At 69.8% G+C, this 20,714-nt stretch carries 21 protein-coding genes and 2 pseudogenes; 13 read left to right on the plus strand and 10 right to left on the minus strand.

Features of this window, described 5'->3' with window-relative positions:
* The first annotated feature begins 57 nt into the window (after positions 1-57).
* From ctaD to A5764_RS09715, 8 genes and pseudogenes are all read left to right on the plus strand, one after another.
* A complete protein-coding gene (gene ctaD, locus A5764_RS09680; RefSeq protein WP_067112335.1) occupies positions 58-1,818 on the plus strand; it encodes a cytochrome c oxidase subunit I in 1,761 nt (586 codons plus the stop codon).
* Between the two features lie 26 nt (positions 1,819-1,844).
* Positions 1,845-3,083, plus strand: a complete 1,239-nt coding sequence (gene serB, locus A5764_RS09685; protein ID WP_067112204.1) for a phosphoserine phosphatase SerB — start codon at positions 1,845-1,847, stop codon at positions 3,081-3,083.
* Positions 3,084-3,194: 111 nt separating this feature from the next.
* Positions 3,195-4,037, plus strand: a complete 843-nt coding sequence (locus tag A5764_RS09690; protein WP_067112207.1) for an ABC transporter ATP-binding protein — start codon at positions 3,195-3,197, stop codon at positions 4,035-4,037.
* Positions 4,034-4,855 carry an NUDIX domain-containing protein gene (locus tag A5764_RS09695; protein ID WP_067112210.1) on the plus strand — a complete coding sequence of 274 codons (822 nt, stop codon included), beginning with the start codon at positions 4,034-4,036 and terminating at the stop codon, positions 4,853-4,855. Before A5764_RS09690 ends, A5764_RS09695 begins: the two co-directional genes overlap by 4 nt.
* A pseudogene (locus A5764_RS09700) lies at positions 4,852-5,532 on the plus strand (enoyl-CoA hydratase); the annotation flags it as partial. The gene A5764_RS09695 and the pseudogene A5764_RS09700, both read left to right, overlap by 4 nt.
* A gap of 13 nt (positions 5,533-5,545) precedes the next feature.
* A complete protein-coding gene (locus A5764_RS09705) occupies positions 5,546-6,520 on the plus strand; it encodes a class I SAM-dependent methyltransferase (protein ID WP_067112213.1) in 975 nt (324 codons plus the stop codon).
* Positions 6,517-7,731 (plus strand): class I SAM-dependent methyltransferase, encoded by a 1,215-nt coding sequence (locus A5764_RS09710; protein ID WP_231989665.1) that lies wholly within the window; start codon positions 6,517-6,519, stop codon positions 7,729-7,731. Before A5764_RS09705 ends, A5764_RS09710 begins: the two co-directional genes overlap by 4 nt.
* Before the next feature lie 70 nt (positions 7,732-7,801).
* Complete coding sequence (locus A5764_RS09715) at positions 7,802-8,485, plus strand: esterase (RefSeq protein ID WP_067112215.1); 684 nt, start codon at positions 7,802-7,804, stop codon at positions 8,483-8,485.
* Between the two features lie 45 nt (positions 8,486-8,530).
* Here A5764_RS09715 and A5764_RS09720 read toward each other — a convergent pair whose 3' ends face one another.
* Positions 8,531-8,869: a hypothetical protein gene (locus tag A5764_RS09720; RefSeq protein ID WP_067112218.1), complete on the minus strand. Its 339-nt coding sequence runs from the start codon at positions 8,867-8,869 to the stop codon at positions 8,531-8,533.
* Positions 8,870-8,875: 6 nt separating this feature from the next.
* A complete protein-coding gene (locus A5764_RS09725) occupies positions 8,876-10,159 on the minus strand; it encodes a PQQ-binding-like beta-propeller repeat protein (protein WP_231989666.1) in 1,284 nt (427 codons plus the stop codon).
* A gap of 147 nt (positions 10,160-10,306) precedes the next feature.
* On the opposite strand from A5764_RS09725, the gene A5764_RS09730 reads away from it, so the two are divergent.
* Entirely contained in the window at positions 10,307-11,044 is a 738-nt protein-coding gene (locus A5764_RS09730; protein ID WP_067112224.1) for an acyltransferase, read from the plus strand.
* On the opposite strand, the pseudogene A5764_RS28210 reads toward A5764_RS09730, so the two are convergent.
* From A5764_RS28210 to A5764_RS09745, 5 genes and pseudogenes are all read right to left on the minus strand, one after another.
* Positions 11,041-11,190, minus strand: a pseudogene (locus tag A5764_RS28210) (DUF4333 domain-containing protein); the annotation flags it as partial. The gene A5764_RS09730 and the pseudogene A5764_RS28210 sit on opposite strands and share 4 nt — an antisense overlap.
* Before the next feature lie 39 nt (positions 11,191-11,229).
* Positions 11,230-11,352, minus strand: a complete 123-nt coding sequence (locus A5764_RS29680; RefSeq protein ID WP_255361073.1) for a hypothetical protein — start codon at positions 11,350-11,352, stop codon at positions 11,230-11,232.
* Between the two features lie 11 nt (positions 11,353-11,363).
* Positions 11,364-11,843 carry a TspO/MBR family protein gene (locus A5764_RS09735; RefSeq protein WP_067112227.1) on the minus strand — a complete coding sequence of 160 codons (480 nt, stop codon included), beginning with the start codon at positions 11,841-11,843 and terminating at the stop codon, positions 11,364-11,366.
* A 107-nt stretch (positions 11,844-11,950) separates the two neighbouring features.
* Positions 11,951-12,472 carry a MarR family winged helix-turn-helix transcriptional regulator gene (locus A5764_RS09740; protein ID WP_067112230.1) on the minus strand — a complete coding sequence of 174 codons (522 nt, stop codon included), beginning with the start codon at positions 12,470-12,472 and terminating at the stop codon, positions 11,951-11,953.
* A gap of 141 nt (positions 12,473-12,613) precedes the next feature.
* Positions 12,614-13,057 (minus strand): STAS domain-containing protein, encoded by a 444-nt coding sequence (locus A5764_RS09745; protein WP_067112233.1) that lies wholly within the window; start codon positions 13,055-13,057, stop codon positions 12,614-12,616.
* A 322-nt stretch (positions 13,058-13,379) separates the two neighbouring features.
* On the opposite strand from A5764_RS09745, the gene A5764_RS09750 reads away from it, so the two are divergent.
* The gene (locus A5764_RS09750) at positions 13,380-14,084 is read left to right on the plus strand and encodes a hypothetical protein (RefSeq protein ID WP_067112236.1); all 705 of its coding nucleotides are present in this window, start codon (positions 13,380-13,382) and stop codon (positions 14,082-14,084) included.
* A gap of 62 nt (positions 14,085-14,146) precedes the next feature.
* Positions 14,147-14,827, plus strand: a complete 681-nt coding sequence (locus A5764_RS09755) for a phosphodiesterase (RefSeq protein WP_067112239.1) — start codon at positions 14,147-14,149, stop codon at positions 14,825-14,827.
* A 5-nt stretch (positions 14,828-14,832) separates the two neighbouring features.
* Here the strand turns inward: A5764_RS09755 and A5764_RS09760 are convergent, their stop codons facing one another.
* The 3 genes from A5764_RS09760 to A5764_RS09770 form a co-directional block, all read right to left on the minus strand.
* Positions 14,833-16,077 carry a glycosyltransferase family 4 protein gene (locus tag A5764_RS09760; RefSeq protein WP_067112341.1) on the minus strand — a complete coding sequence of 415 codons (1,245 nt, stop codon included), beginning with the start codon at positions 16,075-16,077 and terminating at the stop codon, positions 14,833-14,835.
* A gap of 91 nt (positions 16,078-16,168) precedes the next feature.
* The gene (locus A5764_RS09765; RefSeq protein WP_067112242.1) at positions 16,169-17,749 is read right to left on the minus strand and encodes a glycoside hydrolase family 57 protein; all 1,581 of its coding nucleotides are present in this window, start codon (positions 17,747-17,749) and stop codon (positions 16,169-16,171) included.
* Positions 17,746-18,591 (minus strand): bifunctional 2-polyprenyl-6-hydroxyphenol methylase/3-demethylubiquinol 3-O-methyltransferase UbiG, encoded by an 846-nt coding sequence (locus tag A5764_RS09770; RefSeq protein WP_067112245.1) that lies wholly within the window; start codon positions 18,589-18,591, stop codon positions 17,746-17,748. The genes A5764_RS09765 and A5764_RS09770 overlap by 4 nt, the downstream gene beginning before the upstream one ends.
* A 227-nt stretch (positions 18,592-18,818) precedes the next feature.
* On the opposite strand from A5764_RS09770, the gene A5764_RS09775 reads away from it, so the two are divergent.
* Both A5764_RS09775 and A5764_RS09780 read left to right on the plus strand, forming a co-directional pair.
* On the plus strand, positions 18,819-19,619 hold the full coding sequence (locus tag A5764_RS09775; protein WP_067112248.1) for an electron transfer flavoprotein subunit beta/FixA family protein: 801 nt from the start codon (positions 18,819-18,821) through the stop codon (positions 19,617-19,619).
* Between the two features lie 37 nt (positions 19,620-19,656).
* Positions 19,657-20,613, plus strand: a complete 957-nt coding sequence (locus A5764_RS09780; RefSeq protein WP_067112250.1) for an electron transfer flavoprotein subunit alpha/FixB family protein — start codon at positions 19,657-19,659, stop codon at positions 20,611-20,613.
* The last annotated feature ends 101 nt before the right edge of the window (positions 20,614-20,714 follow it).

Here is a 20,714-nt window from a genome sequence, read left to right on the forward strand (position 1 = left end):
TAAGATTCGAGTCATTACTGGGTTCGGGCCCCTGTCCGACGATGTTTGGAGGAGCTGTTGACAGCCGAAGCCCCGCCGTTGGGAGAACTCGAGGCCGTCCGTCCCTACCCGGCCCGGACCGGTCCCAAAGGGAACCTCGTCTACAAGCTGATCACCACCACCGATCACAAGATGATCGGCATCATGTACTGCGTTGCCTGCTTCATCTTCTTCTTCCTCGGTGGGCTGCTGGCGCTGCTCATGCGCACCGAGCTGGCCGCGCCGGGTCTGCAGTTCTTGTCGAACGAACAGTTCAACCAGCTGTTCACCATGCACGGCACGATCATGCTGCTGTTCTATGCGACCCCGATCGTGTTCGGCTTCGCCAACCTGGTGCTGCCGCTGCAGATCGGCGCACCCGACGTCGCCTTCCCGCGGCTGAACGCGCTCTCGTTCTGGCTGTTCCTGTTCGGCGCCACGATGGGGGCGGCCGGCTTCATCACCCCGGGTGGGGCCGCCGACTTCGGCTGGACCGCCTACACCCCGCTGACCGACGCGATCCACTCGCCCGGCCCCGGCGGTGACCTGTGGATCATGGGGCTGATCGTCGCCGGTCTGGGAACCATCCTGGGCGGCGTCAACATGATCACCACCGTGGTCTGCATGCGCGCGCCCGGCATGACGATGTTCCGGATGCCGATCTTCACCTGGAACATCCTGGTGACGTCGATCCTGGTGCTGATCGCGTTCCCGCTGCTGACCGCGGCCCTTTTCGGGCTGGCCGCCGATCGCCACCTGGGCGCGCACGTCTACGACGCTGCCAACGGCGGGGTCCTGTTGTGGCAGCACCTGTTCTGGTTCTTCGGCCACCCCGAGGTGTACATCATCGCGTTGCCGTTCTTCGGCATCGTCACCGAGGTGATCCCGGTGTTCGCGCGCAAGCCGATCTTCGGCTACACCACGCTGGTTTACGCGACGCTGTCGATCGCCGCGCTGTCGGTGGCGGTGTGGGCGCACCACATGTTCGCCACGGGAGCCGTTCTGCTGCCGTTCTTTTCGTTCATGACGTATCTGATCGCGGTCCCGACCGGCATCAAGTTCTTCAACTGGACCTTCACAATGTGGAAGGGCCAGATAACCTTTGAGACCCCGATGCTGTTCTCGGTGGGCTTCCTGGTCACGTTCCTGCTGGGTGGCCTGACCGGCGTGCTGCTGGCCAGCCCGCCGCTGGACTTCCACGTGACCGACACCTATTTCGTGGTCGCGCACTTCCACTACGTGCTGTTCGGCACCATCGTGTTCTCCACCTTCGCCGGCATCTACTTCTGGTTCCCGAAGATGACCGGGCGGCTGCTGGACGAGCGGCTGGGCAAGCTGCACTTCTGGTTGACGTTCATCGGTTTCCACACCACGTTCCTGGTGCAGCACTGGCTGGGCGACATGGGCATGCCGCGCCGCTACGCCGACTACCTGCCCACCGACGGCTTCCAGCCGTACAACGTCGTGTCCACCATCGGCGCCTTCATCCTGGGCGCGTCGATGTTCCCGTTCGTCTGGAACGTCTTCAAGAGCTGGCGCTACGGCGAGGTCGTCACCGTCGACGACCCGTGGGGCTACGGCAACTCGCTGGAGTGGGCCACCAGCTGCCCGCCGCCGCGGCACAACTTCACCGAGCTGCCCCGGATCCGTTCGGAGCGGCCGGCATTCGAGCTGCACTACCCGCACATGGTCGAACGGCTGCGCGCCGAGGCGCACGTGGGGCGTCACGCCACGGCCATGGAGTCGCCGAAGGGATTCGGCCCACGGACCGAACCGGATCGCGCGACTAGTGATCAGTAGCGGCGCCGAACGGCTTTGAGTCGCGAGTGAACGCACCACTCAAGGTGTCGGTGCTGATCACCGTCACCGGCGTGGATCAGCCAGGTGTGACGTCGGCGCTCTTCGAGGTGCTGTCGCGGCACGGGGTCGAGCTGCTCAACGTCGAACAGGTGGTGATTCGCGGTCGCCTGACCCTGGGCGTGTTGCTGTGCTGTCCGCCGGAAGTCGCCGACGGCGCCGAATTGCGCGAGGACGTTGAATCCGCCATCCGCTCAAAGGGTTTGGACGTCAGCATCGAGCGCAGCGACGACGTGCCCATCATCCGCGAACCCCCGACGCACACCATCTTCGTTCTGGGAAGGCCGATCACGGCCCGGGCGTTTGGTGCGGTGGCCCGCGAGGTGGCCGAGCTGGGCGTGAACATCGACCTCATCCGCGGTGTCTCCGACTACCCGGTGACCGGCCTGGAGCTGCGCGTCTCGGTGCCGCCGGGGGCCGAGGGCCTGCTGCGCAACGCGCTGACACGCGTCGCTCCCGAAGAGGGTGTCGACGTGGCGGTCGAGGACTACAGCCTGGAACGGCGCGCCAAGCGGCTCATCGTGTTCGACGTCGACTCGACTCTGGTCCAGGGTGAGGTCATCGAGATGCTGGCGGCCCGGGCCGGTGCCCAGGGGGCGGTCGCCGCGATCACCGAGGCCGCGATGCGCGGCGAGCTGGATTTCGCGGAATCGCTCGAGCAGCGGGTGGCGACCCTGGCGGGCCTGCCGGCCACGGTGATCGACGAGGTCGCCGATCAGCTGGAACTGATGCCCGGCGCCCGGACCACGCTGCGCACGTTGCGGCGCTTGGGTTTTCATTGCGGCGTGGTCTCGGGCGGGTTCCGGCGGATCATCGTGCCGCTGGCCGAGGAGCTGATGCTGGACTTCGTCGCCGCCAACGAGCTCGAGATCGTCGACGGCACGCTCACCGGCCGGGTCGTCGGCCCGATCATCGACCGGGCCGGCAAGGCCCAGGCGCTCCGCGAGTTCGCCGAGCAGGCCGGGGTGCCGATGGCGCAGACCGTCGCCGTCGGTGACGGCGCCAACGACATCGACATGCTGGCAGCGGCCGGGTTGGGGGTGGCGTTCAACGCCAAGCCCGCGCTGCGTGAGGTGGCCGACGCGTCGTTGAGCCACCCGTACCTGGACACCGTGCTGTTTCTGCTGGGTGTGACCCGCGGCGAGATCGAGGCCGCCGACGCCGTCGACGGCCAGCTGCGCCGGGTGGAAATCCCGCCGGACCCGTAGCGATCGCAAGCGCGGCGAAGCCGGGCGCAGCGGGTCGCTGCGCATTTCACCGGGCGCGGGAGGTGGCGACCCGGCACCGATTCCGGGGTCGCGGTACGGCACGATGGTCGGGTGCCCGAAAACGCAAGCGAGCCAGCCGACCCCGATCTGCTGATCGACTTGCACGATGTGTCGCTGCGGCGCGGCGACCGCATCCTGGTCGGGCCGCTGGATTGGGCGGTGGAACTCGACGAGCGGTGGGTGATCATCGGACCCAACGGCGCCGGCAAGACGTCACTGCTGCGCATCGCCGCGGCGGCCGAGCACCCCTCGACGGGCGTCGCGTTCGTGCTCGGCGAGCGGCTGGGCCGGGTCGACGTTTCGGAGTTGCGCTCGCGGATCGGGCTGAGCTCGTCGGCGCTGGCGCAGCGGGTGCCCGGCGACGAGCTGGTGCGCGACCTGGTCGTGTCGGCCGGCTACGCGGTGCTGGGTCGGTGGCGGGAGCGCTACGACGACGTCGACTACCGCCGCGCGATCGACATGCTGGAAAGCCTCGGCGCCGAGCACCTCGCCGACCGCACCTACGGGACGCTGTCGGAAGGGGAGCGCAAGCGGGTGCTGATCGCCCGCGCGTTGATGACCGACCCGGAGCTGCTGCTGCTCGACGAACCCGCCGCCGGCCTGGACCTGGGCGGCCGGGAGGAGTTGGTGGCCCGGCTGGCCGACCTGGCCGCCGACCCCGATGCGCCCGCGCTGGTGCTGGTCACCCACCACGTCGAGGAGGTGCCGCCCGGCTTCAGCCACTGCATGCTGCTGTCGGAGGGCCGGGTGGTCGCCGCGGGTCTGCTGCCGGACGTGCTGACCGCGGAGAACCTGTCCACCACGTTCGGTCAGCGGATCGCCCTCGACGTCGCCGACGGGCGCTATTTCGCCCGCCGGATCCGCACCCGCGCCGCCCACAGGAGGCTTTCGTGACGTCACCGCAGGAGCAGCCGCCCCTCGTTCCCCGCCCGGCCGCGACGGTAATGCTGATCCGCGACGCCGGGGATGGGCTGGCCGTCTTCCTGATGCGGCGGCACTCGCGGATGGAGTTCGCCGCGGGAACGATGGTCTTTCCCGGCGGCGGCGTCGACGACCGCGACCGCAACGCCGAGATCGCGTGGGCCGGGCCGCCGCCGTCCTGGTGGGCGCAGCGGTTCGGCATCGAAGCCGACCTGGCCGAGGCGCTGGTGTGCGCAGCGGCCCGCGAGACGTTCGAGGAGTCGGGGGTATTGTTCGCGGGCCCGGCCGACGACTCGGACGGCATCGTGGGCGACGCCTCGGTGTACCGCGACGCCCGCCGCGAGCTCGCCTCCGGCACCCTGTCCTTCGCCGACTTCCTGCGCCGCGAAAACCTGGTGCTGCGATCCGACCTGCTGCGGCCGTGGGCCAATTGGGTCACCCCTGAGGCCGAGCGCACCCGCCGGTACGACACCTATTTCTTTGTGGGAGCCCTGCCCGAGGGGCAGCGGGCCGACGGGGAGAACACCGAGTCCGACCGCGCCGGCTGGACGACGCCGCAGGCGGCCATCGACGACTTTGCCGCCGGACGCACCTTCCTGCTGCCGCCGACCTGGACGCAGCTCGATTCCCTGGCCGGCCACAGCGTCGCCGAGGTGCTGGCCGTCGAGCGCCAGATCGTCACCGTGCAGCCGCACGTCGAGATCCAGGGCGACAACTGGGTGTTCGAGTTCTTCGATTCCGACCGCTACCACAGCGCGCGAAAGGCGGGCGGGATGGGGTGGCGGCATTGAGGGAGTTCGTCAGCGTAGTGGTCAGCGACGGCTCGCAAGACGCCGGCCTGGCCATGCTGCTGTTATCGCGGCCGCCGACCAACGCGATGAGCCGGCAGGTCTACCGCGAGATCGCGGACGCGGCAGCGGAGCTGGCGCGGCGCGACGACGTCGCCGCGGTGATCCTGTTCGGCGGCCACGAGATCTTTTCCGCCGGCGACGACATGCCCGAGCTGCGGACGCTGACCGCCCCGGAGGCCGACGTCGCGGCCCGGGTGCGCCGCGAGGCCGTCGACGCCGTCGCGGCGATCCCGAAGCCGACCGTGGCCGCGATCACCGGCTACGCGTTGGGCGCCGGCCTCACCCTGGCGCTGGCCGCCGACTGGCGGGTCAGCGGTGACAACGTCAAGTTCGGGGCGACCGAGATCCTCGCCGGCATGGTCCCCGGCGGCGGCGGAATGGCCCGCCTGAGCCGGGTGGCCGGGCCGAGCAAGGCCAAGGAACTGGTGTTCAGCGGCCGCTTCTGCGACGCCGAGGAGGCCCTGGCGCTGGGCCTGATCGACGACATGGTCGCCCCCGACGACGTGTATGACGCCGCCGCGGTGTGGGCGCGCCGCTTCCTCGACGGCCCGCGGCACGCGCTGGCCGCGGCCAAGGCCGGCATCAACGCCGTCTTCGACCCGGAACCGGGCGGCCGTTAGGCTGCCCTGCATGACGACGAGTTCGACCGACGCCGCGCCCAAAGCCCACGCCACCGCCGAGCAGGTGGAGGCAGCGCGGCACGACACCAAGCTCGCCCAGGTGCTCTACCACGACTGGGAGGCCGAGACCTACGACGAGAAGTGGTCGATCTCCTACGACCAGCGCTGCGTCGAGTACGCCCGGGGCCGGTTCGACGCCATCGTGCCCGGCGAGGTGATTCGGGAACTGCCCTACGATCGGGCCCTCGAATTAGGCTGTGGCACAGGATTTTTCCTGCTCAACCTGATCCAGTCCGGGGTTGCCCGGCGCGGGTCGGTCACCGACCTGTCGCCCGGTATGGTCAAGGTCGCCACCCGCAACGGACAATCGCTGGGCCTGGACATCGACGGCCGGGTCGCCGACGCCGAGGGCATCCCGTACGACGACAACACCTTCGACTTGGTGGTCGGGCACGCCGTGCTGCATCACATTCCCGACGTGGAGCTGTCACTGCGCGAGGTGATACGCGTGCTGCGCCCGGGCGGCCGGTTCGTGTTCGCCGGCGAGCCGACCAGCGCCGGGGACACTTACGCCCGCCAGTTGTCCACCCTGACGTGGCGGGTCGCCACCAACGTCACCAAGCTGCCGGGTCTGCGGAGCTGGCGGCGGCCGCAGGGCGAGCTCGACGAGTCGTCGCGCGTCGCGGCCCTGGAGGCCATCGTCGATCTGCACACCTTCACTCCGGCGGACCTGGAGCGGATGGCGACCAACGCCGGCGCGATCGAGGTCCGGACCGCCAGCGAAGAGTTCACCGCCGCCATGTTCGGCTGGCCCGTCCGCACGTTCGAGGCCTCGGTGCCGCCCGGGCGGCTGGGCTGGGGCTGGGCGAGGTTCGCCTTCAACGGCTGGAAGGCCCTGAGCTGGGTGGACGCCAACGTGTGGCGGCACGTGGCGCCGAAGGGCTGGTTCTACAACGTGATGGTCACCGGGGTCAAACCCTCCTGAAGCCCGGTTCCGGTGGGCCGCGCTTCGGCATCGACGACGTTCGCTACCTGCGGTCCGAGGCGGGCGCCGCGGCGCTTGCCGCGGTGGCAGCGCTGGAGTTGACCGACGCGACCCGGATCGCCGACATCGCGGCGGTGCGCGACCGATTCGGCGAACGGGCACCGGTGCTGGTGGAGACGACGCTGCTGCGCCGGCGCGCCGAGACGAAGCTGCGCCAGTTGGGTGACGTGTCGAGCTGGCTGTTCACCGACGAGGCGCTGCAGCAGGCCACCGCGGCGCCGGTGGCGCTGCACCGGGCGCGCCGGCTGGCCGCTGGGCCGGGCGGACCCGACGTCACCGTGCACGATGCCACCTGCTCGATCGGCACCGAACTGGCCGCGCTGCGAGCCTTGGGCGTGCTGGCGCTGGGCAGCGACATCGACCCGGTGCGGCTGGCGATGGCACGCCACAACCTTCCGGAGGGCACCGCCCTGTGCCGCGCTGACGCGCTGCACCCGGTCACCCGCGACGCGGTGGTGCTCGTCGACCCCGCCCGCCGCAGCGACGGCCGGCGGCGCCTGCGCCTCGAGGATCACCGACCCGGGCTCGGCCAGTTGATCGACGCCTACCGCGGCCGCGACCTCGTTGTAAAGTGCGCCCCGGGAATCGATTTCGAACAAATCAGGCGGCTCGGTTTCGACGGCGAAATCGAGCTCACGTCGTATCGCGGCTCGGTTAGGGAAGCGTGCCTGTGGTCGGCCGGGCTGGCGCGTCCGGGCGTCGGCCGGCGGGCGAGCGTGCTGGATCGCGGCGAAGAGATCACCGATGCCGAGCCCGACGACTGCCCGGTGCGGCCGGCCGGGCGATGGATCGTCGACCCCGACGGCGCCGTGGTCCGGGCCGGCCTGGTGCGCCACTACGGCGCGCGGCACGGGCTGTGGCAGCTCGATCCCGACATCGCCTACCTGTCCGGGGATCGGCTGCCGGCGGGGGTGCGGGGCTTCGAGGTGCTCGAGGAGGCGGCGTTCGACGAGCGCCGGCTGCGCCGGGCCCTGGCGGCGCTGGACTGCGGGGCGCTGGAGATCCTGGTCCGTGGTGTCCGTGTCGACCCCGACGCGCTGCGGCGACGGCTGCGGCCGCGCGGCGGCCGGGCGCTCTCGGTGGTCATCGCCCGCATCGGCTCCGGGCCCGCCGGCCGTCCGACGGCCTTCGTGTGCCGTCCCTCCCGATAGCGCGCGGGTACGCTGGTCGCCGTCACTCTTGTAGGCGCGCAACCCTTTCAGTCGGCGAGGACGATTCCACATGCGTTATCTGATCGCGGCGGCGGTGCTGGTCGCTGCGGTCGTGCCGGGCTGGCCGGCGGCCGCGGCCCCGCCGTCGTGTGCCGAGTTGGGCGGCGCCGTCGAGGCCGGGCAGTTGTGTCACGTGCAGACCACCGCCACGACCTACACGCTCAACTTGACTTTTCCCGCCGACTATCCCGACGAACAGGCGCTGACCGACTACATCACGCAGAACCGCGACGGGTTCGTCAACGTCGCGCAGAGTTCCGGGACGCGCGACCAGCTCTACCAGATGGTCGCCACCACCGAGCAGCACACCGCGGGCCAGCCGCCCCACGACACCCGCAGCGTGGTGCTGAAGTTCTTCCAGGACCTGGGCGGTGCCCACCCGTCCACCTGGTACAAGGCGTTCAACTACAACCTCGGGGCCAAGCAGCCGATCACGTTCGACAATCTCTTCGCGCCCGGCATCACGCCGCTGGACAGCATCTTCCCGATCGTCCAGCATGACCTGGAGCGCCAAAACCCCTTGGGCGTGGCGATACTGCCGTCGACGGGGCATGACCCGTCGCACTACCAGAACTTCGTCATCACCGACGACCAGCTGATCTTCTACTTCGCCCCGGGCGAGATACTGCCCGCGCTCGCCGGTCCGGTCCAGGCTCAGGTGCCGCGCAACGCCATTCCGCCGCTGGCGATCTAGGGCCTCGTGGCGTAGCCGGGCGCAGCGGGTCGCCACCATCTCGGACTAAACGGGGCCGGCCAGCGACTCCATCGCCGCCGCGCCGATCGCCAGCCCGACCTGCGCCAGGCAGCCGACGATCGGGGCGACGAAGGCGAGCTTGCGCCGTATCAGGAGATACACGGCGACGCCGACGTCGGCGACCAGGACGACGGCGCCGCCCCACACGCCCAACCGCATCGCCCGGTCGATCCACACCGGGTCGCCGCACTTGACCGAACCGCACGGGTCGGTGCCCATGACCAGCAGGCCCAGCAGCGCGACCGTCGCGCCGAACAAAAAGCCGTGCACGATCAGCAGGACGATGGTCGCGGCGATGCCGGCCGGCCGGCTGCGGTTACTCATCGATGTCTAGGCCGGCGCCAAGCCGTAGACCTGGCCGTCGCTGGTGGCGGCCACCACCCGGCGGTCCGCGCCGACCGACACCCCGACGGGATAGCCGGTGGCCGCGGGCAGCGGATAGCTGCCCAGGGTGTGACCGTTGGACGGGTCGAAGACGAGCACCGACATCCCGGGCGCGCCGTCGGCCGGCGGGCCGCCGGCCACCGTATAGCCGACGCCTCCGCCGGTCAGGCTCGACGACGACAGCGGGGTGACGTCGTCGCGTCGCCAGACCGGATCGGCGTGGTCGCCGGCGTCCTTGAACGCCAGCAGCCGAGTGCCGGGGCCGCCGCCCGAGACGATCAGCCCCTGCGGGGTGACCGCGGGCGGCGTCTGCGCCAGAAAGCCCAGCGGTACCGACCATTTCGCCTTCCCGTCGGCGGCCTTCAGCGCCCACAGCCGCTGGTCGCGGCCGTTGACGTAAACAGTCGACCCGTCGGCGGACAACACCGGACTGGCAATGACGCCGGCGCCGACGGCGTCGCTGGTCCATTCGCGGGATAGCAGGGGGGTCTGCCCGGGGTGGTATTTCAGCCCGATCAGCCCGGCGGCGGGGGCGCCCGGCTGCCAGAGGCCCACCACCGCCATCCCGGTGGTCGCGGAGAAGGCCGGCGACGCCGCGACCGGGCAGCCCGGCCGGGCGGGCGCGCAATCGGCCAGCCCGCGTGTCGCATCGGTGGGGTCGACGCCCTCCACCAGGTCCATCGGGCTGCCGACCACCTCGCCGCGGTGGGAGTCGAAAACCAGCACCTGGCCCAGGTGGGTGACGACCAGCAGCTGGCCCTGCCCGAGGAACCGGGGGGTGGCGGGCATCCCGATCACCGGCTTGCGCCAGCGCGTCCACTGCGTCAGCGGAAACGAGAGGAAGGCCCCCGGTTGACCGACGTAGAGGTTGTCGAAGCCGTCGAACAGCGGGCCGGCGAACCCGCCGCCCTGGAACAGCCGGACACACCAGCGCTGCCGGCCGTTGTTGTCGTTCTCCCACTCAAACAGCGAGCATCCGCCCGGCGTCTGCGCGTTGAGCGCGAGATAACCGCGCGAGCTCAGCGCCGGGCCGGCCGCCAAACTGCCCTTGACCGAGCGCGTCCACCGCAGCGACAGCTTGGAGGCGCCGCTCGTCGCGGTGTATCCGCTGTTGGCGGCGTCGGCGTATTGCGCGGGCCAGCCCTGCGCGGCCGACGAGTCGACCCACGAGTCGGTGTTGCCGCATCCGCCGACCCCGATGCCGAGCCCGACGGCGAGCGCGCCCGCCAGCGCCGCCGATGACCAACGCCGAAGCCCACGCGGGAGATGTCGGGCAAGCACCTCGGGTTTCCAAGTCCTTCCGCGGGGTGGTGGGCACGATCGGCGATCGAGTACAGGTGAGGGTAACCCGTAGCGCCTCCGTTAGGCTTTTCGGCCATGACGAGCATGTGGGGGGCCCCGCTCCATCGCCGGTGGCGTGGGTCAAACCTGCGGGACCCGCGCCAGGCCAAGTTCCTCACCCTGGCCTCGCTGAGGTGGGCGCTGGCCAACCGCGCCTACACCCCGTGGTACCTGGTGCGCTACTGGCGGCTGCTGAAGTTCAAGCTGGCCAACCCGCACATCATCACCCGGGGAATGGTGTTTCTCGGCAAGGGCGTGGAGATCCACGCGACACCGGAACTGGCGGAGCTGGAGATCGGCCGCTGGGTGCACATCGGGGACAAGAACACCATCCGCGCCCACGAGGGTTCGCTGCGCTTCGGCGACAAGGTGGTGCTCGGCCGCGACAACGTCATCAACTGCTACCTCGACATCGAGCTCGGCGATTCGGTGCTGATGGCTGACTGGTGCTACGTCTGCGATTTCGACCACCGCATGGACGACATCAACCTGCCGATCAAGGATCAGGGCATCATCAAGTCGCCGGTGCGGATCGGGCCCGACACCTGGGTGGGGGTCAAGGCGACGGTGCTGCGCGGCACGTCCATCGGGCGCGGCTGCGTGCTGGGCTCGCACGCGGTGGTGCGCGGCGTCGTCCCCGACTATTCGATCGCGGTCGGCGCGCCGGCCAAGGTGGTCAAGAACCGGCAGCTGTCCTGGGAAAGCTCGGCCGCGCAGCGCGCGGAGCTGGCCGCGGCACTAGCCGACATCGAACGCAAGAAGGCGTCGCACTAGCGGCTCACCGTTTCGGGCTGGTCGTCGACCTTGAAATCGAAGTTGACGTCGCCGGCGTCGACGCCGGTGACGGTCACGTTGATGCCGTACTTCTGGGCGCCGTCGGTGAGTTCGCAACGCAGCGTCGCGCCCTGGACGCCCTTCAGGTATTTGCATGCCGACCATCTTCGGGATAGGGGAATTCGTCAATCCTGCGCGGCGGCGGTGATGTGCGGAGATTGGTGGACGTCATCGCCGGACGGGTCGAACATTTCGGCCCGGGTGATCGGCCGGCCTTCGGTCGCGCGAAACCGCAACAGCGACGGCATGATTGGGTGCCCTAGCGGTTGCGCCGCCAGATATCACTGGCCAGGACCGTCGCGAACGCGCACCACAGCGGATAGGGCGACAGCGCCGCCGCGGCTCGCCGGTCGGCGTCCGCGGCGCGACGCACCAGATCGGCACTGCTCGCCGTCAACACCGCGGCGCCGAGCGCGGAGGCACCGAGCTTGTGATACCGGAAGAAGAGCCAACTCCATCCGGCGTTCAACAGCAGGTTCACGCCCAGCGCCACGGCGTAGCGCTGGGCCCGGTCGGGCCGCCGTGCGGTCCGAAACTGGTCGATGACCACCGCGGACGTGACCGCTATGTCGGCGTAGAGCAACGTCCACACCACCGGGAATGCGGCGCCGGGCGGCTGGTAGGGCGGCTTGCGGAGCAGCGAGTACCACGCGGGCACGCGCTCCGGGCTGGCGATGCTTCCCGCGCTGGCGGCCGTCGCGACGGCAAGCGCTGTCACGGTCCATGTCGACCTTCTCACGCTGCGCTCCGTTCTTCCAATGGCTTTGGGCTAGGACTAGCACAATTTCAGTTACTTAAACATTAAATAGCTTTAGCAATCCAGCTGAAGCGGGACTCCGCTGGGTATTAGCGGCGCGCCGCGCGTTGGGGTGAGTCGTTGACGAGCTCGCCCTCGAATGTCGACATCGCAGCGATCATTGCGGTGAAAACGCGGTGGGCGGCAGCGAGGTCCCTATCGCTGAGATCCGCCATGGCTGCTCGCAGATGAGCGCCCAGCGGCGCGAAGAAGGCCTGCGCCGTAGCCATGCCGCGGTCCTCGTAGCGCAGCAACCACTTTCGTCGGTCGTCGGGGTCGGGTTCGCGTCGAATATGCCCCTCGTCGATCATTCGATCGACGAGGTAGGTAATCGCCGCGGACGACACGCCCAAACGTTGGCGCAGCTGCGCCAAGGTCAATGGCGCACCCGCGGTTTCACCGACCATGATGTGAAGGAGCGCGTGAAAGTCGGTGGTACCCAAGTCATTCTGGCGCGCGAAGTGGCGGCCCAGGCGATCCGATTGCGCTGTGATCGCGCGCATGTCGGCCGACAGCCGCTTCTCCAGCTCGCCGCGGCTCGGCGGTGGGTCGTGTGCGCGGCGCTTCGTCACCTACCCGCATCCTTCATCAGACCCACAGCGTATCCGCGCGCCTCACGAAAGACCTAACAGAACCCACCGCTCCTCGGGCCGAGCTTGCCGCGGGGTCGGGTTTGGCGGCCCAGCACGCGAAAATTGAAGGTGCCTAGGGCTTTACGGCCTCAGTACGGGATCGCTGCGACGCGCGGCCAGGTGCCTGGTCTCTCGGTCCTGGACCATGTCGGAGAGGAACCCGCGGCGTGACCGGACGATGTCCTCGATGAGCTGAAGGGCTTCGGCCACCGACCCGACGACGGGCAAACCGTGGTCGCCGACGATGCCGAGCAGCGGGCGCATCGCGGCCCCGGCGACCACGCTGCAGTGCACCCGGGTCTGCTGATGTTCGTGGTTGAGCACCTGCAGCGCTCGGAACCCGTCAAGGCTCAGGAAATCGAGGTGACTCAAATCGAGGATCAACGGGGTTTTCAGCCGGGCGAAGCGGCGAATCGCTCGGGCGACGTGCGACGCATTCGAGGCGTCGATCTCGCCGTCAATGCGCAGGACGGTGCCCAGGCTGCGCGCGTAAACGAACAGTCGCGCGCCGTTGAAGTCGGCCATGTACCGGCAGCGGTCAGGTTGGCCTTGGTCGGGTGTACCCGTGGGATGAATAGCGCTCATGTGAATGCCCGTCGATCACGCTGCGGGGGAGTGGTGGTGCAGCACACGCCGCTCCGGAAGGCAAGAAGCTGTGGACTCAACCTTCCCGGCATTCTACGCCGATTTCCGCAGGTTGGCGGCGGAAAACCAAAGTCGAACAACGCCGTCCGGCGCGCACCGGATGCCGACTCCCTCGGTGGTTTGGTAGCGCCCAGAGCGGGTATGTGACGCGGTAACAACCAGCCGGCGGATCCCCGTGGGATGCGAAGGGCGGTGTGGCCCAATGGAAGCGACGTGCGGCCGATACTTTCGGTCAGCGATCGCAGTTGCATTCACCATCATGTGTGCGGGCGCGTGCGCGCCGGCCGGGGCCAGCCCGGGCGCGACGGTGTATCCCGGCATGCAGATCTATCAGGGTGGTACGGCCTGCATGGTGGGGTTCGTCGAGCCGCGGCTGCGGGTCGCGCTGAGCACCGGTCAGTGCGATGAGGGGTCACTGGTCACCGACCGCGACAAGAATCTGCTCGGAACGGTGGTGGTTGCCCGCCGCCAGACCTCCGGCGACGTCTCGGCGGAAGTCGCGGCGGCCGTCGAATACGAAGTCATCGCGGTGGCGCCCGATGTCGCCGCCACGGATCTGCTGCCGACCGGGCGCCATCTGCACTCGACGCCCGCGCTGAGCGCGCAACAGGGCCTGCCGGTGTGCCAATTCCGGGTAGCGGGCGGCCAGAAATGCGGCACCGTGGGACCGGTCAGCAACGGCCGCTTCGTCATCGCCGATATGGCCGTCGACAGCCGCGACTTCGGCGGTCCCGTGTACGCGCTGACCGACGACAACGGCGCCATGATCGTGGGGCTGTACGAGGGCATGTGGCGATCGGCGCCCGCGATCGAATCGTGGCAGGCGGTGATGGCGCAGGTCTACATCGACACCCGTGCGCGCGGCGGGCAGCAGCCGTTGCCGGGTCTGCGCCCGGCCGGCCGGTAGGACGACGTTTCTCTCGGGTTTCTCTCGGGTTTCTCTCGGCCGAGAACGGGAACTCGGCGCCGGTGAACGTTTCCGATCTTGTCGCTACGCCCTTCCAGTGGGGATCCGCCCTTCGCGGCCGCCGGTTCTTCCATCCGGTCGGTGTCCTGGCCAAAGGCTCCATGGAACGCGTCGCGCCCGCGGCCCAGGGGTTGCCGATCCCGTCCTCCGACGTGGTCGCCCGAATCTCGAAGGCCGTCGGGACCCCGGGCGCGTGGCCCGACTTCATCGGCCTGGCGATCCGCGTCGCACCGCGGGAGGTGGCTGCGACGCCGTGGGACATCCTGCTGGTCTCCTCGGGCTCCGGTGTGCTGGCGCGGGCGGTGGCCCTGCGGCCGACCACGTCGTGGACGGGCCAGACGCTGACCAGCCTGATGCCCCTGCGCTATCGCGGAGGCATTTGGTGGCTGAGGGCCCGAACCATAAGCGATGTCAACGGTTCTGGGTTGTCTCTGGAGACTGTCCGGGAAGCGATCCGGGGCGGCGGCATCGAGTTCGCCATCGACCAGGCCTGCGGCAGGGCCGATTTCACGCCGTTGGCCAGGCTGACGTTGACCACTGCGGTCGGCCCGGACCCGGCCGAGGACGTGTCGTTCGATCCGGTCGTCCATACTCCGCCCGGGTTGAGCCTTTCCCCCGGATGGCTCGCCGACCTGCGCGCCCGCGCCTACCGGCGCAGCCGCGCGGGCCGGGATGCCGAGTAAGCGGCTTAGCGGTTCGGCAGCGCGTGCTCGACGATGGGCAGCCGCGGCTGCGGCTGACGTTCCCCGCGCTTGGCCGCCAGATAGACCTGCGCGGTCTCGGATGCGACCGTGCCCCAATCGAAGTCGGAGGTGAGCCGTTGGCGGGCGGCGCGTGCGCGCCGCTGCGCGGCCGCTGGGTCGTCGAGCACGGTGCGCACCGCCTCGGCCAGCGCCGCCACGTCTCGGGGCGGGCAGGACACTCCGGTCTGCCCGTTGATCACCGCCTCGCCCAGGCCGCCGATGTTGGAGGTCACCAGCGGGGTACCGGCGGCGGCGGCCTCGAGGGCCACCAGCCCGAACGGCTCGTAGTGGCTGGGCAGCACCGCCGCATCGGCGCGATGCAGTAGCGCCAGCAGTTCGGCGTGGCCCAGGTGCCCGACGAACCGAGTCGCCTTGAGCACCCGGTGTTTACGTGCTTGATCGATGAGCCACTCCTGCTGGGTGCCCTCCCCGGCGACGGTCAGCGTGGTGCCGGGATGCGTGCGCCGGATCCGGGGCAGCGCCGCGATGACGTCGTGCACGCCCTTCTCGTATTCCAGCCGCCCGAGGTAGAGCAGTTCGGCCGGGCCGGTGCGCGGCCGGCGGGCCGCGAACGGCCAGCGCGCCGCGTCAATGCCGTTGCGGATCACCGTGATTCCGGCCAGGCCGGGGCCGAACAGCTCGGTGATCTCGTCGGCCATCGACGCCGAACACGTGATCAGCGAATCGGATTCACGCACCAGCCACGACTCGACCGCGTGCACCTGACGGCTCAGCGGCCCGCTCACCCAGCCGGAATGCCGGCCGGCTTCGGTGGCGTGAATAGTGGAAACTATTGGCGCATCGTAGAACTGGGCGAGTGCGACGGCCGGATGGGCCACCAGCCAGTCGTGTGCGTGCACCACGTCGGGACGCCACGGACGCTCGGTGCGCGGCTTCTTCAGGCCCAGCCCGGCGCGGATCATCGAGTGACCCATCGCCAGGGTCCAGGCCATCATGTCGTTGCTGAAGGTGAATTCGTGCGGATCGTGCGCGGCCGCGATCACCCGGACGCCCTCGGCGACGTCGTCCGACGACGGGTGGCTGCTGGGATCGGTGCCCGAGGGGCGGCGCGACAGCACAACGACGTCGTGCCCCGCGTTGGCCAGTGCGGTCGACAGGTGATGGACGTGGCGGCCCAGCCCGCCGATCACCACCGGCGGATACTCCCACGACACCATCAGGATCTTCACGCCCGCCCTCTCGGTCGTGAGCGTGCGCAAAATGCCACCCGGCACGGCGTGTCGTCGTACAGACGCGCACGCTCGCGGGGCAAGCAGAACTTCACTTGGGCAGCCTACGCGCGTCCAGGGCGCCGAACAGGCCGTCGGCCCGGTTCCAACCGTCGGCCAGGCGTTGCGCGCTGTCGCGGCGGCCCGAGGCCAGCGCCCCCGCGATCTCGCGGGTGGCATGCGCGTGCAAGTGCGCGCGGTATCGGGCGTAGTCGGCGGCCGAGTCCTTGCTCACCATGAACGGCCAGTCGCTGGACACGGTCAGCAGCGTTTCGCGCAGGATCTGGTCGGCGACGCGGTCGCGGGGGAGCGGCCCGTCCAGCGACGCGTTCTGGGACAGCGCTTTGTCGACGGTGGTCAAAGCGGTGTCGACCACCTCGGTGTTGAGCTGCACCAGGTCGGCCACCTTCTCGCCGGCCCACACCTGCCAATCCTTGCCCGAGCCCCACGAGCTGGGCGGCAGGGCGACGGAGTCGCCGACGAACCCGGCCGCGATCGCGTCGCTCAGCGTGCCCACCCGCACGCCGGCCGCCGGCAGGGCGCGCAGCACCCGTTCCAACCACGTCGGGCCCTCGTACCACCAGTGGCCGAACAGCTCGGTGTCGAAGGCGGCGACCACGTGCGCGGGCCGGCCGATGCGCTCCGACTCGCTCGTCAGCCGGCTGCGGACCACCTCGACGAAGTCGTCGACGTGCACGTCGACCGCGCGGTCGGCGCGCTCGGGGTCGTAGGGCGCCTTGGCCTCGGACGGCACGTTGCGGCCGGTCACCCGGGCCGGCTTGAGCCCGGTCAGGTGGTCGTAGGTGTGGAAATCGCGGTAGGCGGCGTGCCCGGGGTAGCCGGACTTCGGCGACCAGACCCGGTAGCTGACCTGCAGGTCGCGCCCGAACGCGACCACGTCGGTGTCGCCGACGGGCCGGCCCAGCGCGGTGTCGCCGTGCAGCGACGGCCCGTCGACCATGAAGTGCGTGACACCCGCGGCGGCGTAGTCGTGCTCCATGCCCGGGGCGTAGGCGCATTCGGGTGCCCAGATTCCGCCCGGGGTGTGGGCCAGCCGCAGCTGCGCGTCGGCCAGGCCCTCGCGCAGCGCGAACTCGCGCAGCCGCGGCGCCAGCAGCGGCTGGAAGGGGTGGGCCAGCGGGCCGCCGAGCAGCTCCACCGCGCCGGCGTCGATCAGGCCGCGCAGCAGCGGGCTGCCACCGTGGCGCCACAGGGTGGCGAAGTCGTCGAGCGCCCGGTCGGCCTCGGCGCCGTCACGAATCCCGAAGGCCCGCAATGCTTCCGGCGTGCACGACTGGTAACCCGCCGACTTGGATCTCGGGATCGACCGCACGCTGGCCGCCTCGGTCGCCCGCAACCGCCAGTTCGCCAGCCAGTGGTGCATGCCGTCCAGGCAGTACGGGTCGTCGAGCTGCGCGTTGACCACCGGGGTGACGCCGAGGGTGATGAGCCGGTGCCGGTCCTCCTCGGCCAGCGTGCGCAGCACCCGCAGCAGCGGCAGGTAGGCCGCCGCCCAGGACTGGTAGAGCCATTCCTCGCCGACGGGCCAGCGGCCGTGGTGGGCCAGCCACGGGAGATGGGTGTGCAGCACCAGGGTGAACATCCCCGGCACCGGGCTCGCGGGCGCGTTCACGGGCGCACCGCGATCGCGACGAGGTCGAGGCTGTCATCTATATCCCGCTGTCCTGAGGCCTCGACCCCGCTTTCCACCAGGTCGAAGTCGTCGCACGTGACCGCGGCGACATCGGCCGCCAACTGCGGCGGCCACGGTGCCCCGGGGTCAGCCGCCATCGCCCGCTGGATCTGCGCGTCGATGATCGACCCGCCGTGGCGGGCGTCCATCTCCCGCAGGCGAGCGCCGTGGAACAGGCCGCTGATCGAGACCGGGCCAAAGCCGCCGTCGACGAGCAGCTCGGTCAGCTCCTCGGCGTTGAGCTCGCGGGTGTGAAACGGATTGATCGGGGTGTCGCGGCCCGGCGAGAAGGTGATCCGGTTGGGGGTGGACATCATCAGCAGCCCCGAGGGGCGCAGCACCCGCGCGCACTCGGCGACGAACTGTGGCTGATCCCACAGGTGCTCGATCACCTGGAAATTGACCACAACATCCACCGAGGCGTCGGGCAGTGGCAGCTCGGCCAGGTTGGCCTGCATGACCTCGACGCTGGGGTAGCGGGCGCGAACATGGGCCACCGCGGCGGCGTCGTAGTCGACCGCCACCACCCGGCGCGCGACGCCGGCGATCAGGTCGGCGCCATACCCTTCGCCACAGCCGGCCTCGAGCACCTCACGGCCGGCGCAGCGCGGCGCCAGTCGCTGGTAAACGACCTGGTGGCGGCGAAACCAATAGTTCTCGATGTCGAGATCGGGGATGGTGCGCTCGCCCGTCAGCGTCAGCACCGCTGGGGCCTCGGGCGAGGCCGCCGACGCGGTGTCGGCGGGGTCGTTTGGGGGACCGTCGGGCAGGAATGCGCTCATTGCATAGGCAGGCTAACGCGAAGTGTCCGATTCGCGAACCGCGAAGCGGGCACTCCCGTCCGGAGCGGCAGACAGGGCGAAAGAACCTGCACTACGACCCGCTATGGTGTGAGAGCAGACCGCACAAAGTTACCCGTCAGTAACACGTAAGTGCAGTTAAAAAGTGCGTGACCGAGGTCCCGCGGCCGGCCGCCGTGGGACTCCTTCGAGGAGGACGAGCCACACTCATGACGAACATCGTGGTCCTGATCAAGCAGGTCCCAGACACCTGGTCGGAGCGCAAGCTCACCGACGGCGATTACACGCTGGACCGCGAGGCCGCCGACGCGGTGCTGGACGAGATCAACGAGCGCGCCGTGGAAGAGGCGCTGCAGATCCGGGAGAAGGAAGCCGCCGACGGCGTCGAGGGGTCGGTGACCGTGCTGACCGCGGGTCCCGAGCGGGCGACCGAGGCGATCCGCAAGGCACTGTCGATGGGCGCCGACAAGGCCGTGCACCTCAGGGACGACGGCCTACACGGCTCCGACGTCGTCCAGACCGGATGGGCGCTGGCGCGGGCCCTGGGCACCATCGAGGGCACCGAGCTGGTCATCGCCGGCAACGAGGCCACCGACGGTGTCGGTGGCGCGGTGCCGGCCGTCATCGCCGAGTACCTCGGCCTGCCGCAGCTCACTCACCTGCGCAAGCTGTCGGTCGAGGGCGGCAAGATCACCGGCGAGCGGGAGACCGATGACGGCGTCTTCACCCTCGAGGCCAGCCTGCCCGCGGTGGTGAGCGTGACCGAGAAGATCAACGAGCCGCGCTTCCCGTCCTTCAAGGGCATCATGGCCGCCAAGAAGAAAGAGGTCACGGTGCTGAGCCTGGCCGAGATCGGGGTCGAGTCCGACGAGGTCGGGCTGGCCAACGCCGGGTCGACCGTGCTGTCGTCGACGCCCAAGCCGCCGAAGACCGCGGGTGAGAAGGTCCCCGACGAGGGCGAGGGCGGCAGCCAGATCGCCCAGTACCTGGTCGCCCAGAAGATCATCTAGCACCGATCCCAGACACGACGAGAAGAGCGAAATACCCATGGCTGAAGTTTTGGTGCTCGTCGAGCACGCCGAAGGCGCGTTGAAGAAGGTCACCGCCGAATTGATCACCGCCGCCCGCGCGCTGGGCGAGCCGGCCGCCGTCGTGGTCGGCGCGCCCGGCACGGCGGCTCCGCTGGCCGACGGGCTGAAGGAGGCCGGCGCCGCCAAGATCTACGTCGCCGAGTCCGACGACGCCGACAAGTACCTGATCACCCCGGTGGTCGACGTGCTGGCCTCGCTGGCCGAGTCGAACTCGCCGGCGGCCGTGCTGCTGGCCGCCAGCGCCGACGGCAAGGAGATCGCCGGGCGGCTCGCCGCCCGGATCGGTTCCGGCCTGCTGGTCGACATCGTCGAGGTGAAGGAAGGCAACAAGGGCGTGCACTCCATCTTCGGTGGCGCGTTCACCGTCGAGGCCCAGGCCAACGGCGACACCCCGGTGATGACCGTGCGGGCCGGCGCCGTCGACGCCGAGCCGCAGGCCGCGGCCGGTGAGCAGGTCACCGTCGAGGTGCCGGCCCCGGCCGAGAACGCCACCAAGATCACCGCCCGCGAGCCCGCGGTCGCCGGCGACCGGCCGGAGCTGACCGAGGCCACCATCGTGGTGTCCGGTGGCCGCGGCGTCGGCAGCGCGGAGAACTTCAATGTGGTCGAGGCCCTGGCCGACTCGCTGGGTGCGGCCGTCGGCGCGTCGCGCGCGGCGGTCGACTCGGGCTACTACCCGGGCCAGTTCCAGGTCGGCCAGACCGGCAAGACGGTGTCGCCGCAGCTCTACATCGCGCTGGGCATCTCCGGCGCGATCCAGCACCGCGCGGGCATGCAGACCTCGAAGACGATCGTCGCGGTCAACAAGGACGAAGAGGCGCCCATCTTCGAGATCGCCGACTACGGCGTGGTCGGCGACCTGTTCAAGGTCGCCCCGCAGCTGACCGAGGCGATCAAGGCCCGCAAGGGCTGAGTTCCTAGCGCGAGCAGACGCAAAAGCCCCCGCACGCCCGGCGTGTCGGGGGCATTTGCGTCTGCTGGCCGAAGGCGGACTTTCGCCACATTTCGTCATCT

It is taken from the genome of Mycobacterium sp. 852002-51057_SCH5723018, from assembly GCF_001667035.1.
In the GTDB taxonomy this organism is placed as follows: Bacteria; Actinomycetota; Actinomycetes; order Mycobacteriales; family Mycobacteriaceae; genus Mycobacterium.

Bases quoted from the DNA above. Each gene is read 5' to 3' on its own strand.
- A5764_RS09705 (WP_067112213.1), top strand. From the start codon at position 5,546: ATGACGACGAGTTCGACCGACGCCGCGCCCAAAGCCCACGCCACCGCC.
- A5764_RS09715 (WP_067112215.1), top strand. From the start codon at position 7,802: ATGCGTTATCTGATCGCGGCGGCGGTGCTGGTCGCTGCGGTCGTGCCG.
- A5764_RS09720 (WP_067112218.1), bottom strand. From the start codon at position 8,869: ATGAGTAACCGCAGCCGGCCGGCCGGCATCGCCGCGACCATCGTCCTG.
- A5764_RS09730 (WP_067112224.1), top strand. From the start codon at position 10,307: ATGACGAGCATGTGGGGGGCCCCGCTCCATCGCCGGTGGCGTGGGTCA.
- A5764_RS29680 (WP_255361073.1), bottom strand. From the start codon at position 11,352: ATGCCGTCGCTGTTGCGGTTTCGCGCGACCGAAGGCCGGCCGATCACC.
- A5764_RS09745 (WP_067112233.1), bottom strand. From the start codon at position 13,057: ATGGCCGACTTCAACGGCGCGCGACTGTTCGTTTACGCGCGCAGCCTG.
- A5764_RS09750 (WP_067112236.1), top strand. From the start codon at position 13,380: ATGGAAGCGACGTGCGGCCGATACTTTCGGTCAGCGATCGCAGTTGCA.
- A5764_RS09770 (WP_067112245.1), bottom strand. From the start codon at position 18,591: ATGAGCGCATTCCTGCCCGACGGTCCCCCAAACGACCCCGCCGACACC.
- A5764_RS09775 (WP_067112248.1), top strand. From the start codon at position 18,819: ATGACGAACATCGTGGTCCTGATCAAGCAGGTCCCAGACACCTGGTCG.
- A5764_RS09780 (WP_067112250.1), top strand. From the start codon at position 19,657: ATGGCTGAAGTTTTGGTGCTCGTCGAGCACGCCGAAGGCGCGTTGAAG.